Origin of the sequence: Pantoea sp. SJZ147, assembly GCF_007828605.1 — a bacterium.
In the GTDB taxonomy this organism is placed as follows: domain Bacteria; phylum Pseudomonadota; class Gammaproteobacteria; order Enterobacterales; family Enterobacteriaceae; genus Pantoea; species Pantoea allii.
The window spans coordinates 231,311-246,930 of record NZ_VIVB01000004.1; the positions used below are offsets into that span (position 1 = coordinate 231,311).

At 52.8% G+C, this 15,620-nt stretch carries 15 protein-coding genes and 1 pseudogene; 8 read left to right on the forward strand and 8 right to left on the reverse strand.

The genetic code is table 11. The features are described 5' to 3' along the window. Positions 1-9 precede the first annotated feature (9 nt). Positions 10-891 carry a protease HtpX gene (gene htpX / locus FBY13_RS08170; protein ID WP_063879856.1) on the forward strand — a complete coding sequence of 294 codons (882 nt, stop codon included), beginning with the start codon at positions 10-12 and terminating at the stop codon, positions 889-891. Positions 892-938: 47 nt separating this feature from the next. On the opposite strand, the gene FBY13_RS08175 is transcribed toward htpX, so the two are convergent. Further along, positions 939-2,303, reverse strand: a complete 1,365-nt coding sequence (locus tag FBY13_RS08175) for an MFS transporter (RefSeq protein WP_145393937.1) — start codon at positions 2,301-2,303, stop codon at positions 939-941. Positions 2,304-2,488: 185 nt separating this feature from the next. Between FBY13_RS08175 and kdgR the strand changes: the two genes are divergently transcribed. Further along, positions 2,489-3,283, forward strand: coding sequence for a DNA-binding transcriptional regulator KdgR (gene kdgR / locus FBY13_RS08180; RefSeq protein WP_145393939.1), 795 nt, complete (start codon positions 2,489-2,491; stop codon positions 3,281-3,283). A 34-nt stretch (positions 3,284-3,317) separates the two neighbouring features. On the opposite strand, the gene FBY13_RS08185 is transcribed toward kdgR, so the two are convergent. After that, the gene (locus FBY13_RS08185) at positions 3,318-3,554 is read right to left on the reverse strand and encodes a YobH family protein (protein ID WP_063879853.1); all 237 of its coding nucleotides are present in this window, start codon (positions 3,552-3,554) and stop codon (positions 3,318-3,320) included. A 221-nt stretch (positions 3,555-3,775) separates the two neighbouring features. Here FBY13_RS08185 and FBY13_RS08190 point away from each other — a divergent pair, with 221 nt between their 5' ends. From FBY13_RS08190 to rlmA, 5 genes and pseudogenes are all read left to right on the forward strand, one after another. Further along, positions 3,776-4,048 (forward strand): YebO family protein, encoded by a 273-nt coding sequence (locus tag FBY13_RS08190; protein ID WP_145393940.1) that lies wholly within the window; start codon positions 3,776-3,778, stop codon positions 4,046-4,048. Positions 4,049-4,066: 18 nt separating this feature from the next. After that, positions 4,067-5,080: an MBL fold metallo-hydrolase gene (locus FBY13_RS08195; protein ID WP_145393942.1), complete on the forward strand. Its 1,014-nt coding sequence runs from the start codon at positions 4,067-4,069 to the stop codon at positions 5,078-5,080. Between the two features lie 518 nt (positions 5,081-5,598). Further along, positions 5,599-5,717: pseudogene (locus tag FBY13_RS08200) on the forward strand (DUF2627 domain-containing protein). A 37-nt stretch (positions 5,718-5,754) separates the two neighbouring features. Beyond that, complete coding sequence (cspE, locus tag FBY13_RS08205) at positions 5,755-5,964, forward strand: transcription antiterminator/RNA stability regulator CspE (RefSeq protein ID WP_001062678.1); 210 nt, start codon at positions 5,755-5,757, stop codon at positions 5,962-5,964. 137 nt (positions 5,965-6,101) lie between these two features. Continuing rightward, positions 6,102-6,911, forward strand: a complete 810-nt coding sequence (gene rlmA, locus FBY13_RS08210; RefSeq protein ID WP_145393944.1) for a 23S rRNA (guanine(745)-N(1))-methyltransferase — start codon at positions 6,102-6,104, stop codon at positions 6,909-6,911. On the opposite strand, the gene FBY13_RS08215 is transcribed toward rlmA, so the two are convergent. From FBY13_RS08215 to manX, 4 genes are all read right to left on the reverse strand, one after another. Continuing rightward, complete coding sequence (locus FBY13_RS08215; RefSeq protein WP_145393945.1) at positions 6,908-7,366, reverse strand: DUF986 family protein; 459 nt, start codon at positions 7,364-7,366, stop codon at positions 6,908-6,910. The genes rlmA and FBY13_RS08215 overlap by 4 nt on opposite strands. Before the next feature lie 88 nt (positions 7,367-7,454). Continuing rightward, on the reverse strand, positions 7,455-8,300 hold the full coding sequence (locus tag FBY13_RS08220) for a PTS mannose transporter subunit IID (RefSeq protein ID WP_013026024.1): 846 nt from the start codon (positions 8,298-8,300) through the stop codon (positions 7,455-7,457). A gap of 15 nt (positions 8,301-8,315) precedes the next feature. Then, positions 8,316-9,116, reverse strand: a complete 801-nt coding sequence (locus tag FBY13_RS08225; protein WP_063881190.1) for a PTS mannose/fructose/sorbose transporter subunit IIC — start codon at positions 9,114-9,116, stop codon at positions 8,316-8,318. A gap of 44 nt (positions 9,117-9,160) precedes the next feature. Next, the gene (gene manX / locus FBY13_RS08230) at positions 9,161-10,135 is read right to left on the reverse strand and encodes a PTS mannose transporter subunit IIAB (protein ID WP_109716455.1); all 975 of its coding nucleotides are present in this window, start codon (positions 10,133-10,135) and stop codon (positions 9,161-9,163) included. 503 nt (positions 10,136-10,638) lie between these two features. On the opposite strand from manX, the gene FBY13_RS08235 reads away from it, so the two are divergent. Beyond that, complete coding sequence (locus tag FBY13_RS08235; RefSeq protein WP_096010490.1) at positions 10,639-12,207, forward strand: TerC family protein; 1,569 nt, start codon at positions 10,639-10,641, stop codon at positions 12,205-12,207. A gap of 92 nt (positions 12,208-12,299) precedes the next feature. Here FBY13_RS08235 and FBY13_RS08240 read toward each other — a convergent pair whose 3' ends face one another. Continuing rightward, positions 12,300-13,862 (reverse strand): EAL domain-containing protein, encoded by a 1,563-nt coding sequence (locus tag FBY13_RS08240; protein ID WP_145393946.1) that lies wholly within the window; start codon positions 13,860-13,862, stop codon positions 12,300-12,302. A 213-nt stretch (positions 13,863-14,075) separates the two neighbouring features. Beyond that, entirely contained in the window at positions 14,076-15,440 is a 1,365-nt protein-coding gene (locus FBY13_RS08245) for an L-serine ammonia-lyase (protein ID WP_063879846.1), read from the reverse strand. Positions 15,441-15,620: the final 180 nt, after the last annotated feature.

The window sequence follows — 15,620 nt, forward strand, 5'->3', positions numbered from 1 at the left end:
TTAACCGTTATGATGCGTATTGCTCTTTTCCTGCTGACCAACCTGGCTGTGATGTTGGTATTCGGGCTGATTCTCAGCCTGACAGGAATTCAGTCAAGCAGTGTTCAGGGCCTGATGATAATGGCAGGTCTGTTTGGCTTCGGCGGTGCGTTTGTCTCACTGCTGATGTCGAAGTGGATGGCGCTCCGTTCGGTCGGTGGTGAAGTGATTGAACAACCACGCAATGAAACCGAGCGTTGGTTACTTGAGACCATTGGCCGCCAGGCACAGCAAGTGGGCATCGCGATGCCACAGGTCGCTATTTACCACGCGCCGGATATCAATGCGTTTGCAACCGGTGCGCGACGTAATGCTTCCCTCGTCGCCGTTTCTACCGGCCTGCTGCAAAACATGAGCCGGGATGAGGCGGAGGCCGTGCTGGCGCATGAAGTTGCGCACATTGCGAACGGCGACATGATTACCATGACGCTGATTCAGGGTGTGGTGAACACTTTTGTTATTTTTGTGTCGCGCATCCTGGCACAGATTGCGGCCGGTTTTATGTCCGGCAACCGTGATGGTGAAGAAAGCAGCAACGGTAATCCGCTGGTGTACTTTGCCGTTTCCATGGTGCTTGAGCTGGTGTTTGGTATCCTTGCCAGCATTATTACCATGTGGTTTTCACGCCATCGTGAATTCCATGCCGATGCCGGTTCGGCCAAACTGGTTGGGCGCGAGAAGATGATTGCGGCTTTGCAGCGTCTGAAAACCAGCTATGAGCCGCAGGAACCCAGCAGCATGATGGCGTTTTGTATCAACGGCAAAGGAAAGTCATTTAGCGAACTCTTTATGTCGCATCCGCCGTTAGACAAACGTATCGAAGCGCTGCGTAGCGGCGAATATCTGAAGTAAACCCCGATAAAAAGGCGACTGCTCAGTCGCCTTTTTTGTCGCCGGACTCAGGACGCTTTCATCCTTGACAGGCTGAGCAGGGCGGCGACGGTAGAGAATCCCCCGGCTAATAACAGCGAGGCGTGGGTTCCGCCATTTCCCATCAGATTGAACAGCAACGCAACCAGCGCTGCACCGCTGCTCTGCCCCAGTAAACGTGCCGTTCCTAGCATACCGCTGGCACCGCCGCTGCGGTTGCGCGGGGCTGCGGTAACGATGGTGTGGTTATTGGGTGACTGAAACAGGCCAAAACCTGCACCGCACAGCATCATGCGCCAGATAATATCACTATCCTCAGGCTGGACTGGCATCCGGGCGAGCAGGAACAGCCCGACAGCAAACAGAGCCAGACCAATGCCGCCCAGTAAACCGGCATGCACCCGCTCAATCAGGCGGCCAGCCACCGGCGAAAGCAGCATGGTAGCAAGCGGCCAGGGCGTCAACAGCAAGCCCGTAGCAACTTCATCACGACCCAGTACGCTTTGCAGATAGAAAGGCAGTGAGACCATGGCCAGCATCTGGGCGCAGAAAGAGCACACTGATGTGCAGATAGACAGGGCGAAAATGGGAATACGCAATAAATCGACCGGCAGTAACGGCACCGCCATCGATAACTGGCGACGAATAAAGAAATAACCCACCAGGATGACCACCACCACTTCACTGGCTATCAGCCAGTGCGATTGTCCCTGTGCAAAGCCGCCCAGCGCAGAAATCAACAGGCCGAAAAAAAGCGCATTCATCACGGCACTGATGACATCAAACTTCTGTGTTTTTGCCCGCTGTGGGTTATCCGGCAGGTAGCGTAACGCAAGCCACAGTGTCACCGCACCGAGCGGCAGGTTAACCAGGAATAACCAGCGCCAGCTGGCGAGCGAGAGAATGGCCGCCGCAACTGTAGGCCCGGCGGCGGTTGAGATCGCGACCAGCAGTGCGTTAATGGCGATCCCGCGTCCCAGATAGCGGGGTGGGTAGATAATGCGTATCAGGGCCGTGTTCACGCTCATTATCGCGGCACCGCCCAGCCCCTGCATGACGCGCGCAACGGTCAGCATCGTCAGGGAGGACGACAGGGCGCAGAATACGGAGGTCGCGACAAACACCACCAGGCCGAACTGATACACGCGACGGTAGCCGACGATATCACCCAGAAATGACAATGACAGCAGCGAAGAAACAATGGCGATCTGATAGGCGTTAATCACCCACACCGACTGGGCCGGACTGGCCTGCAGTTCACGTGAAATGGTGGGAAGCGCCACGTTGGCAATCGAACCGTCTAACACCGCCATGATGAGACCAATGGCGATCGTCAGAATGGCCCAGTACCGTTGTGGCACAGCAAGTCCGCCGTCTGAAGAAGAGAGTGACATAGAGGCTAATATTAAAGGGGGTGAATATCATGATCCTAATCAATTACCGGACAAAATGCATCGCGCCGGGCCGAAAAATATATTTTGCAGATGTTACAGGCGTTGAAAGATTGCTGGGGCAATGTCGGCCCATCTATACTGCAACCTCGTTCCGTTTTTTTTGAAACACGTATTCAAGGTGGCACATGGTTCCTGATGAAAAGGACAAACAGCCTGATTCGGTCTCGTCGGTGCAAAAGGTGTTTGGCATTTTGCAGGCATTAAGTGACGCGCGCGAACATGGGATTACCGAGCTGGCTCAACGGCTGATGATGTCGAAAAGCACCGTTTACCGTTTCCTGCAAACCATGAAGTCACTGGGTTATGTGGCCCAGGAAGGGGAAAGCGAGAAATACTCGCTGACGCTAAAACTGTTTGAGGTGGGATCGAAAGCGCTGCAGAACATCGATTTGATTCGCAGTGCCGATGTGCAGATGCGGGAATTGTCCCGCCTGACCAAAGAAACGATTCATCTGGGCGCGCTGGATGACGAGAGCATCGTCTATGTTCACAAGATCGATTCGTTGTATAACCTGCGCATGTCGTCGCGTATCGGTCGCCGTAATCCGCTGCACTCTACCGCGCTGGGTAAGGTGTTATTAGCATGGCGCAGCCGTGATGACGTCAACGAGATTCTGCAGCGCATGACGTTTAGCATTCATACCGCCAATACGCTTTCGGACGCGGGTGCGCTGCTGGAGGCGCTGAGTCAGGTGAAGCAGCAGGGTTATGGTGAGGATAACGAAGAGCAGGAAGCGGGCGTGCGCTGTATCGCCGTGCCCATTTTTGATCGCTTTGGCGTGGCCGTCGCCGGGCTGAGTATCTCTTTTCCCACCATTCGCTTCTCAGAGTCGAATAAGCAAACCTATGTCACGATGCTGCAAGGCGCGGGACGACGTCTTTCCGCCGAGCTGGGTTATCACGATTACACGTTTTCGTAAAAAAAAGCGGGCCAGTTGGCCCGCTTCAGTGCGATCAGTTATCAACCACTTCACTACTTTTCTTCAACAGCGGGCAGTCGGTGACGCCTACTACGCCGCTGTCTGTGTGCAGATACTGTGCCGTGATCATGCCCCGTGCGGTAAGGTAGTTACACTTAAGTCCTAATCCCGCCGCATTCTTATTACTGCCAGCCAGAATGCCATAGCCGGTAAACAGCATCGCCAGCCAGATAATCCCCACAACAACAATCGCCCGAATAAACAGTTTCATTGTATCTCCTTATGATACCTAACGCAGCGTTCCAGTGACTGCTGCCTGACATGATGTACCGCAGCAGCATGCCTCGCTTTTACGCGGGAAGCGATCAGAGATAACTGAAATGAGCAGAATGATGCCCATCCCTTACTCCGCCATTATCTTTTACTGCGCCGCAGGGTAGAATAGACGGTCGCACCTTTTATGGTGGTTTCACCTGGTATCTTGAGGCAGTTATGAATGAGTTAGCCGCTAATGCGGGTCCTGTGGTCAGCTATGGCGTGATGGGGATAATGCTGATTGTGGCATTGATCCTGTGGTTCTACGTTAACCGCGCCAGCGTTCGGGCAAATGAACAGATTGCGTTGCTGGCGTCGCTGCTGGAAGAGCAAAAGAAACAAAACGCCCTGCTGAAGCGTTTGATCGAGAAGCAAAATGGTACGTCAGAGCAAAAAACTGACGCGCAGCCGGAAAATGGCGATTTTATTCGCCTCATTCCGGAACGTTAACGCCTGCATGGAGGCCGGATGGCCTGGAAGAATCCCTGGTTTGACAGCAGTAAAGCCCATCACACACCGGCGGGTTTTCGCAACCCCGAACCTGACACACGCCAGCAGGGTGACCTGAAGCGCTGGCGTAAGGAACGTAAAGCCCAGGGATTACCCCATCCGCCTCAGCGGGGTTATGACGACTTTATTGCGCAGTGGTGGCAACCTGCCGACCTGAGCGGTGAGGATGACCGGCTCTGGTGGCTGGGCCATGCTGCGCTGCTGTTGCGGCTGAATCAACGCTATATATTAATCGATCCCGCGCTTTCCCCGCGGGCCTCGCCTCTGCCGTTTATCGGGCCAGAACGGAAAACGCCGTCCCCGCTGACCATCAGTCAGTTGCCTCGTCTGGATTACGTGCTGATCTCCCATAATCATTACGATCATCTGGATAAGCCAACCATCAAGCAGATCGTACGCCATTTTCCTGAGGCTGTTTTTCTGGTGCCCTTGGGTCTGGCGGACTGGTGTAAACGTCGTGGGGTTAAACAGGTGCACGCGCTGGACTGGTGGCAACACAAGGCGATGGGTGGGATTCAGTTTGATGCGGTACCGGCCCGTCACTGGAGTATGCGCACCTTTACCGATCGCAACCGATCTCTCTGGTGCGGTTGGGTCATTAAAACCGACACAGTGCGCTTTTGGTTCTCGGGTGACAGTGGCTACACGGAAAATCTTCATGCCATTGCAGAACGTCACGGCCCGTTCAATCTGGCCGCGCTGCCCGTCGGGGCCTATGAACCCCGCTGGTTTATGGGGGCACAACATATGGACCCTCAACAGGCGGTGGCGTTGTGGCGGGCAATCGGCCAGCCTCTTACTGTCCCAATCCATTGGGGGGTTTTTGAACTGGCCGATGAATCGCTGGATGCGCCTCCGGCGGAATTGCAGCGTGTTTTAACGCAAAGCGGTGAAGCGAGCAGGCGCTTTACGCCATGGCAGATTGGGGAGAGCCGCAGCCTGACATATATCAACCCGATTAATCCGTCGTGATAACATTCTCGTCAGACGCCGCTACGTGTTGACTGGAATCCATTTTAATATCCTTCATGGCGCAGGCCTAATTCAAAAAGCGCCTGCGCGCAAGCTATAAATGATTGCGTTCACGCTCAACTTATGATTTTGCTGAAAATAATATTTATATGTGTACGGAATAAGTTTTGTTGTACAAGCTTGCCGCAATAGATTACTCGCGCTTCACTTATCTGCTCCTTTATTTGGTGCAATATTGCCATATTAGTGCAATGTTATTTTTTTAATGTTATCCATCGCGAGTGAGGTGGGTAAGGGAGTCAGATATCATCCTGTCCGGGCAGGAAAGCATTATTTTATAGTGATGTCAGGGCTATTACTGGCGTTCGCTATCCAGGGTTTTGTACCAGGAAGTACATTCTCTGGGAGCCACTTTGCAATTATGCAAAAAGCGCCGGTCAGGCATATAAAAATGGCTTGCCATTATTTAGCGGATATGTGATAACAATTCGTGGGTTAAACGAGGTACAGTTCTGTTTATGTATGGCATCTTCAGTAAAGAAGTTACGAGTAAAGACGTTGACGTTGAATACCGCTTCCTTGCCGAACTTTAATCAGTGCCTCATTCAGTAATGTCTCTGTTTTATCTGTAGGTTAGCCTCCGGGCAAAATAAACACTTTAAGGAATTAGTAAAATGGCAAAGATTAAAGGTCAGGTTAAGTGGTTCAACGAGTCTAAAGGCTTCGGTTTTATCACTCCAGCTGACGGTAGCAAAGATGTGTTCGTACACTTCTCTGCTATTCAGGGCAACGGTTTCAAAACACTGGCTGAAGGCCAGAACGTAGAGTTCGAAATTCAGGACGGCCAGAAAGGTCCAGCAGCAGTTAACGTCACTGCTATCTGATTTCGCCTCAGACGGGTGCCAGGCACCACTGTCTCAGATATTAAAGCCTTGGCCATCTGGCCGAGGCTTTTTTTACGCTTTCGATATTGTTTCCCGTCGAGTACACTTCTGCGCGTCGATTTCTGCCGGAGCGCCTGATGTCTTTGATTTGCCCACTTTGTCACTTTCCCCTGAGCCTTACCGAACGCAGCTGGCGCTGTGAGAATCGTCACCAGTTCGACCAGGCGAAAGAGGGCTATGTCAATTTGCTGCCCGTTCAACATAAAGGCTCGCGTGAGCCGGGCGACAGTGCTGACATGATGCAGGCACGGCGTGAGTTTCTCCAGGCCGGTTATTACCAGCCGTTGCGGGATCGGGTGGTGAGCGTGCTTGATCAGCATCTGCAGCAACCGGCTGCGCAGATTCTGGACATCGGCTGCGGGGAAGGTTACTACACGGGCGCATTCGCCGACAATCTCGCCCCTGAAGGGCAGGTATACGGTCTGGATGTGGCGAAAATGGCGATTCGACTGGCGGCTAAGCGCTATCCGCAGGTGTTATTCTGTGTGGCCTCAAGCCAGCGCCTGCCGTTTAGTGACAACATGTTGGATGCGGTGGTACGTATCTATGCGCCCTGCAACGAGGCGGAACTGAGCCGCGTCATCAAACCGGGTGGCCTGCTGCTAACGGTTACGCCCGGGCCTCATCATCTGGAGCAGTTCAAGGCGCTGATTTATCGCGAAGTGCAGCTTCACGTGTCGGAAGAGAAAGTCTACCAGGGATTTACGCAACGGGCCCAGCACCGTTTGACCTATCCGATGGCGTTGACCGCACAGGCGGCAACCACCCTGTTGCAGATGACCCCGTTTGCCTGGCGCGCGCGGCCAGAAGTCTGGCAGTCCCTCGCTGAAAGCTCGCAATTTCACTGTGAAGCGGACTTTATGATTACCCTTTGGCAACGCGACTAACGCGCCTCGACCAGCGTTTGGTAAATACGCTCAAGATCGTCAAGCTGCTGCACGGCGATCAGCAAACGTCGCTGTTCAAGCTCCATGACTAAAATGCCGTCCTCTGAAAGATTCATGCGCTGTATGCGCCGATAGTCTGTCCACCTGCCCGCATAAAACAATCCCTGACTTTTCATCAGCAGTTTGGGACGGCGCAGCCAGAAAAGCCAAAATGATAAAAAGCACAGCACCATCAACAGCGCGGTGGTAAGTTTCGGGCCTTGATGGGCGACGTTGTTCCACAACAGGATGAGCAGTAAACCTATGAAGATCAGGCTGTCGGCTTTATGACGGCGTTGTAACGGTACACGTAACAGCGTGGGGCCATGACGACGTGGCAGAACCGCTTCATCATAAACAGCAAAAAACAGAAGGGCGATGATGCAGAGGGCGATGATGCCGTCGGTCAATGACATTGTTCTTCCTTTACAGAGAAAAGCCGGCCTTCTCACGCAGCGGGCCGCTTAAAAGCATCGGGAGCCGAGGCTCCCGATGCGGTTAACGTTACAGCCCGAGCAAACCGATCCAGTAACCAAATATACCGATAGCAAAGAAGCCAACGATAATCCACAGCGCATTAACCTTGCGGCGCAGCAGCCACATACAGGCGAAAGTCAGCAGGAGTGGGACAATGCCCGGCATCAGCTGATCCAGAATCGACTGTACGGTCGTCACCGTGGTTTTCCCGGTCTGATCGGTAATGCGTGAAACCACCAGCGGAATATTGACGTGCGTCCACTTGTTAACCAGCGCGCCCATAACAAACAGGCCGAGAATCGATGCTCCCTCGGTCAGTTTTTGCAGGAAGCCACCGCCCATGTCGCTGACGATATCGATCCCTTTACGGTAACCATAAGCGACGCCGTAGTAACGGGTTAACAGGCGCGCCAGGTTAAACAGGATAAAAAACAGCAGCGGACCGAGCAAACTGCCGCTCATCGCGATGCCTGCACCTAAGGCCGCAAACACCGGACGAACGGTTCCCCAGAAAATCGGATCGCCTACGCCGGCCAGCGGGCCCATCAGGCCCACTTTGATACCGTTTATTGCACCGTCATCTATCGCTGCACCATTAGCACGCTGCTCTTCCATCGCCATCGTCACACCTAAGACAGGCGCGGCCACGTAAGGATGCGTATTAAAGAACTCAAGGTGGCGTTTGATGGCCTGCTTGCGGTCGTCATTATTTTCAGGATAAAGACGGCGGATCACCGGTACCATTGAGAAACAGAACCCCAGCGCCTGCATACGTTCAAAGTTCCAGGAACCCTGAAACAGGTTTGAGCGTAAAAATACAGCGCGAACGTCACCCGGCGTCAGTTTCTTTTCGACTTTTGTTATATCAACCATGTTGTCACCTGTTCCTTAATCGAGTTCGTTGTCGAGGTCGTTAGCTGACGGCGATGCCGCAGGCCCACCGGCTACGCGGTTATATTTTGGGCTGAGCTGGATATAAAGCACCGCCATCACGACGCCAATCACGCCTAAAGCCACCAGGTTGAAGTTGGTAAACGCGGCAGTGACGAAACCCAGATAGAAGAACGGCATCAAATAGCCTGCACGCATCATATTGATGACCATGGCGTAACCGACGACCACGATCATGCCACCTGCGATGTTCAGACCGTTGGTGACGACCTCAGGGATGGAGCTGAGCAGAGAGTGAACCGCATCCGTTCCCACCGAGATGGCCACAATCAGCGCCGGTATCGCAATGCGCATTGCCTGAAGCAGCAAGGCTGAAACGTGAATCCATGAGATGGCCGTAAGGTTGCCTTTTTCCGCGGCTTTGTCCGCCGCATGCTGGAACGCCACGGTCAGCGTACGCACGATGATGGTCAGAACCTGACCGGCCGCCGCCAGTGGGATAGCCAACGCAATACCAGCACCCACGCTCTGTCCACCGGCAATCACCAGAATGGTGGAGATAATGGAGGCCAGCGCGGCATCAGGCGCAACAGCAGCACCGATATTCATCCAGCCAAGTGCAATCATCTCCAGCGTACCGCCGATGATGATGCCGGTTTTCATATCACCAAGTACAATCCCGATCAGCGTACAGGCCACCAACGGGCGATGAAACTGGAACTCATCCAGAATCGAACCCATACCGGCAATACAGGCGACAATAAAGATTAAAATAATTTGAAGTGTGGTTATTTCCATCATACTTCTTGTCCTCTACAGGATAGAAAAATATAGCTGGCGTGTTATGCGCTCACCTTAGCCACCAGATCCATCATTTTTAGTTTTTGATCGCCCGAGACTTTGCGCACTTCAAGTTCTATATTGCGCGCGTGAAGCTGGCGGAAGGCGGCGATATCTTTTTCATCGACCGAGACGGCATTATTCACCTGGGTTTTCCCCTGGCGAAATGCCATACCGCCAATGTTGACGCTCTTGATATCCACGCCTTGTTCAACAATCCGCAGGACATCCGTTGGGTTGGTAAACAGCAGCATGACACGATCGCGGGCATATTTGGGGTTATTCCAGACGCGCACCATTTTATCGATGTCCACCACATGCGCGGTAACGCCCGGCGGTGCCACCTGGGTTAACAGCGTTTTACGCACTTTGTCGTTAGCCACCTCATCACTGACCACGATAATGCGGCTGACGTTAGTTTCTTTGGTCCAGCGCGTAGCGACCTGCCCATGAATAAGACGATCGTCGATGCGTGCCAGGCAAATATTCATATGTTCGTCAGGCGTCAGCGGCCGGTTGACGGGGGCCGCTGCGCGAGGCGCAGACGGAGGGGCGGCAACAGCAGCCGGTTTTTCTTCAGGTTGTGCTTTTAACGCTCTGACGCCTTCACGGCCGGTTTCAACCGCAATCGCCACCAGTTCGTCAAAAGAGGGGTTATCGTCTCGGGCCATCAGGGTTTCGACTAACATAGGAATGTTTACCCCGGCGACCACCTCGTGATGCGTTTTATCAACGACCAGCCGACTGGCTGCATTGAATGGACTGCCGCCCCAGGTATCCACCAGGAAAAGCACCCCCTGTGATGTGTCCAGCTCTGCCAGTCGTGCCTGATATTTTTCTATCAGGGTGTCAGCATTCTCCCCCGGTACAAAATCTATCCATGCGACATTTTTCTGTTCGCCTAAAAGCATCTCTGCCGTTTTAAGCAGCTGCTCCGCTGCCCAGCCGTGTGTACCAATTACAAGAGCAATGGTCACGTGCTACCTCCGTTCGCTTGTTGGTTCATCATAATGTGAGGAACCGTTAAGAATTATCGCGTTAACAACATCTAAATCTTGTTAATGTGAATTAACCTAATTTCAACATTGTTGGGATAACCAACTCACTACGTGAATGCCGGATTTATTTTAGTGTCCGAAAAAATAAAGTTTGTGATATTGGTTGGCTATTTGCAGCATAAAAGAGGGAAATTGAGTTTTTATGACGCCTGAACCCGGCCGTGAGAGAGTGTAAAAATAAGAAAATTTTTTGACCTCGTGGTACGAACTGATACATTAGCAATCTGTTTATTATTCAGGAGTAGCGGGCAGCAGCCCACCCTTATGGATCGTCACCGACGTTGCTTAACCTTGTCTTTGCGCTCTTCAGCGCGTCAATTCACGCCAGACCGCGTTTTCTCTGCTTTTCCGCGCTTATTTCAGTCACGTCATCTGACGCTGGCACGCTTTAACGTAATCACATCCTTGTTCAGGAGTCACTAATGGAATTTCTGTTCGACCCCTCGATCTGGGCGGGATTGCTCACGCTCATCGTGCTGGAAATCGTCCTCGGCATTGATAACCTGGTCTTTATTGCCATTCTTGCGGATAAGCTGCCGCCTAAGCAGCGTGATAAAGCGCGTTTGATTGGTTTGTCGCTGGCGCTGGTCATGCGTCTGGGCCTGTTATCGCTTATCTCCTGGATGGTGACTCTGACGCGTCCACTGTTTAGCGTGGGAAGTTTCAGCTTCGCCGGACGCGATCTCATTTTGCTGGCGGGAGGGATATTCCTGTTATTCAAGGCCACCATGGAACTGCATGAGCGGCTGGAGAACCGTGAGTTGGAAAACAACGGCAACCGCAGCTACGCCAGCTTCTGGGCGGTTGTGACGCAGATTGTCATCCTGGATGCGGTCTTCTCCCTGGATGCGGTGATTACTGCCGTCGGTATGGTCAATAACCTGCCGGTGATGATGACAGCGGTTGTTATTGCGATGATCGTGATGCTGGCGGCGTCTAAGCCCCTGACAAAATTCGTCAACGCGCATCCCACTGTGGTGGTGCTGTGTCTCAGCTTCCTGTTGATGATCGGCCTGTCGCTGGTGGCCGAAGGCTTTGGTTTTCACATTCCGAAAGGTTATCTGTACGCGGCGATTGGTTTCTCGATTCTTATCGAGTTGTTCAATCAGATTGCCCGCCACAACTTTATCCGTCATCAGTCGCATCGACCTATGCGTGAGCGCACCGCCGAGGCGATTTTGCGGTTGATGGGCGGACGTAATCGGGTGCAGTCCGCTCCTGCGAGCACGGAAGAGCAGGCGATTGCCATTGCCATGCCACAGGAAGCCTTTAAAGACGAAGAACGCTATATGATTAATGGCGTGCTGACGCTGGCGTCCCGTTCGATTCGCAGCATTATGACGCCGCGTGGTGATATCTCCTGGGTGGATGCCAACCGTCCGGTTGACGAAATTCGTATTCAGCTGCTGGATACGCCGCATAGCCTGTTCCCGGTATGCCGGGGTGAGCTGGATGAAATCATTGGCGTGGTCAGAGCCAAAGAGCTGTTGGTGGCGCTGGATCACGGCGTTGACGTCGCGACCTTTGCTGCCAATACACCGATCATCATCGTGCCGGAAACGCTTGACCCGATTAACCTGCTGGGCGTCTTGCGCCGTGCCAAAGGCAGCTTTGTTATCGTGACTAACGAGTTTGGCGTGGTGCAGGGCTTAATCACGCCGCTGGATGTGCTGGAAGCGATCGCCGGTGAGTTCCCGGATGAAGATGAAACGCCGGATATCATCATGGACGGTGATGGCTGGTTAGTGAAAGGCGGTACCGACCTGCATTCACTGCAGCAGCTCCTCGACTTCCACGAGCTGGTAAAGCCGGAAGAAGATCACGCTTCTCTGGCAGGGTTGCTGATTGCGCAGAAAGGGCAGTTGCCTAAACCTGGCGACGTCATCGATATTGAGCCGCTTCATTTCCAGATCATCGAAGCCACGGAGTACCGTATCGATCTGGTGCGCGTGACCAAAGATCAACAACATGATGAGGAAGAAGAAGGTTAACCTACCTTCTTAGCGTAAAACGCATCACATGGTGATGCGTTTTTTTTGCGTGAAGACATGACCTGCCGACGTGATGGATGGCGTTGAGGGCACTACAGGTCACAGGTAAGTTGATGATGGCGCAACCACGCCGGAAAGTCCTCCAGCGGCATCGGACGGGCAAAGTAATAACCCTGCAGATGATCCACGCCGCGATCGCGAAGATAGGCTGCCTGCTCCTGGGTTTCTACGCCCTCTGCGACCAGGCTGATATTCAGACGCTGCGCAAGCGAGATCACCATATCGGTGACGGTGGCGTTAATCGCATCCGTTCCGATAGAGGCAGTAAAGATTTTGTCCAGTTTAAGCACGTCCGGCTGCAAATCTTTCAGGTAGGACAGCGAACTGTGCCCGGTACCGAAATCATCTATCGCCAAACGCACGCCGATGTCGTGCAGTTGAGCAATGACCGTCTGATCGACCACGGGCAGGGCATCACGCTCGGTTAATTCGACCACCAGTTGGGGGACAGGATTGGCGGGCCACCAAATATTTTGCAGGTCTTCCAGAATGGCACGTTCGCGAAAATGGCTGGCCGCGACATTAACGGCAATATGAAAGTGTGGACTGTGGGGAAGATCCGGCAAGGCGTCGACGACGCGGTTCAGCACAAAGCGGGTTAACGGCTCAATCAGGTTCTGGCGTTCAACCAGGGGAATAAAAACGTCGGGTGGAATCCAGCCCTGACGCGGATTATGCCAGCGCAACAGAAGCTCAATGCCATCACATTTACCGTTTCGTGCATTGATCAGGGGCTGGCAGTAAACCATAAATTCATTGGCTGTGATGCCGTAGCTAATCTGCCAGCTCAGGCTCATGCGATTGGCGGTTGCCAGCCAGACCACATAGCCAATCAGCAAACTCAGCATGAGCGCCAGGGGCAACTGCGAGGGCAAAGAGGCCAGGGCCAGGCGCGAAGGTGAGGGACCATAAAGGGTAACGGTATAGGGATAACGCAGCGAGGCTTCGGTATAGGTAACTTCATCCTCAGAAGGCAGCGTGGACTCAATGAGAGGATTGCCATATTCAAGGCTTTTGCCGTTCACGTTAAAAATTGCCCGTTCAACCCAGGGTGCCTGCGGCTCCAGCAGGTAGCTGCTCATTAATTCAATATTGATGGCCTGAAGTATTCCGGAACGGTTATCCAGCGTCGTGGGCGTCCACAATAACAAGACGGGCGAACCTTTGAGCAAATAGTCATCCGTGGAGAGCAGCATGCGCTTCTCGTTAAGGGCGAGTTCAGGGTAGACCTGGCTGAACGCGATATCTCGTGAGCCAAAAATACTGGAACAGTAAAGCCTGTCCTCATCGACCAGCAAAATAGCGCGCACGGTTTGTAGCGAAGAAATCTTTTCGATTAAGGGAAAACGGGCATCCGGACAGGACATTCCGACCAATCCCTGCATGTTGTTGGCGGAGACATCAAGCGGTGAAAACATGCGATCAAAACGCGTAATCGCATTATCGGCAAAACTGATTGCTCGCTGTTGAACATATGATTTTTCTTCAAAGTAGCGAAAAGCCAGCGTTAACGAAAGAACAATCGAAGCAATCACCACAGCAATAAGCAATCGCTTACGTCTGTATTGTCCAACATATTGCTGGGCCATGAACATCAAGAATCACCTTCCCAAAACCAGAAAATAGATATAGCTGGGTTGTTATCGGCACGGCCCAACGCAAATTTAGGACCCGAGCGTAAAATGAAAGGCTAGAAGAAAAGCAGAGCGACCCGCAGGTCGCTTTAATATCGTTAATATTTATAGCAGGCAGGACTGACTAATGCACTGGTTAAAAAGCAAAAAATTAGAATTAAATCTCAAAAATGATTAGTCACACTGAACTTTTATTGCCAGACCGCCCCGTGACGTCTCGCGATATTTCGCATTCATGTCTTTGCCGGTCTCGTACATGGTTTCTATCACCTTATCCAGTGAAACGCGCGGTTCGCTGGTACGACGCAGGGCCATGCGTGCGGCATTGATGGCTTTCACTGATGCGATAGCGTTACGTTCAATACAGGGCACCTGAACCTGGCCGGCTACGGGATCGCAAGTCAGGCCAAGGTTGTGCTCCATGCCGATTTCTGCGGCGACGCAAACCTGCTCCGGGCTTGCGCCTAACAGTTCTGCCAGACCTGCCGCCGCCATCGAACAGGCCACGCCAACTTCACCCTGACAACCGACCTCAGCACCGGAGATAGAGGCATTCATTTTGTAAAGAATACCAATGGCACCGGAGGCAAGGAAATAGCGAATAAAGATATCGGGTGTAACCGTTTCAATGAAGTGGTCATAGTAAGCCAGCACTGCCGGCACAATACCGCAGGCACCATTAGTGGGTGCGGTAACGACGCGCCCACCGGCGGCATTCTCTTCGTTTACCGCCAGCGCATACATGTTGATCCAGTCGATAACGACCATGGGATCGTTAGAGTGCTTGGCGGAGGAGATCAGTAAACGACGCAGCGAGGCAGCGCGGCGTGGAACGCGCAACGGGCCAGGCAGGACGCCTTCGGTGTTGAGACCGCGATCGATACAGGCCTGCATGGTTTGCCAAATTGTCGTGAAATACTGGTTAATCTCTTCACGCGAATGCAGCGCCAGTTCGTTTTTCATCACCAGGCCGGACAGGGAAAGCCCGGTCTCACGGCAGTGGGATAATAATTCTTTGGCAGAATGGAACGGCCAGGGCACGGACACTTCATCCAGCGCAGACTGACCGAAATGCTCCTCATCGACAATAAACCCACCGCCAACGGAGTAATAGGTTTTTGACAGCACCAGCAGATCGCCGGAAAACGCCAGCAGACGCAGGCCGTTTTCATGCAGCGAGAGATTCTCGCTGCGAAACACCATGCCGCCTTCGCGAGGGAAATCGACTTCATGGGCACCTTTCGCGATCAGCAGACGTTCCCGCTGTTGCACATCTTTAATGAAGGCGGGGATAGCATCGATATCGACGCTGTCAGGCGACTCACCCGCTAATCCCATAATAATGGCGATATCCGTATGGTGACCTTTGCCGGTCAGCGACAGGGAACCATAGACATCGACGGCGATGCGTGTCACCTCATGCAGTTTGCCCTGTTCAGACAACAGATCCACAAACTGTTTACCCGCTTTCATCGGACCGACCGTATGAGAACTGGATGGGCCAATGCCCACTTTAAACATGTCAAAAACCGAAATCATGGGTGACACTCCTCACAAAAAACGTTCAGACTGCCGCAGCAGTTTATGGCGCTAATAGTAAACGGCTAAGCAGGGTAAACGCGCTGCTTTTCGCATGAAATAAACTAATTAACACCACGAGAAAAAATTATAGTGTGATATTGCGCGGAAGCCTGTAAACAGGCTTAAAAATGGAGGCTG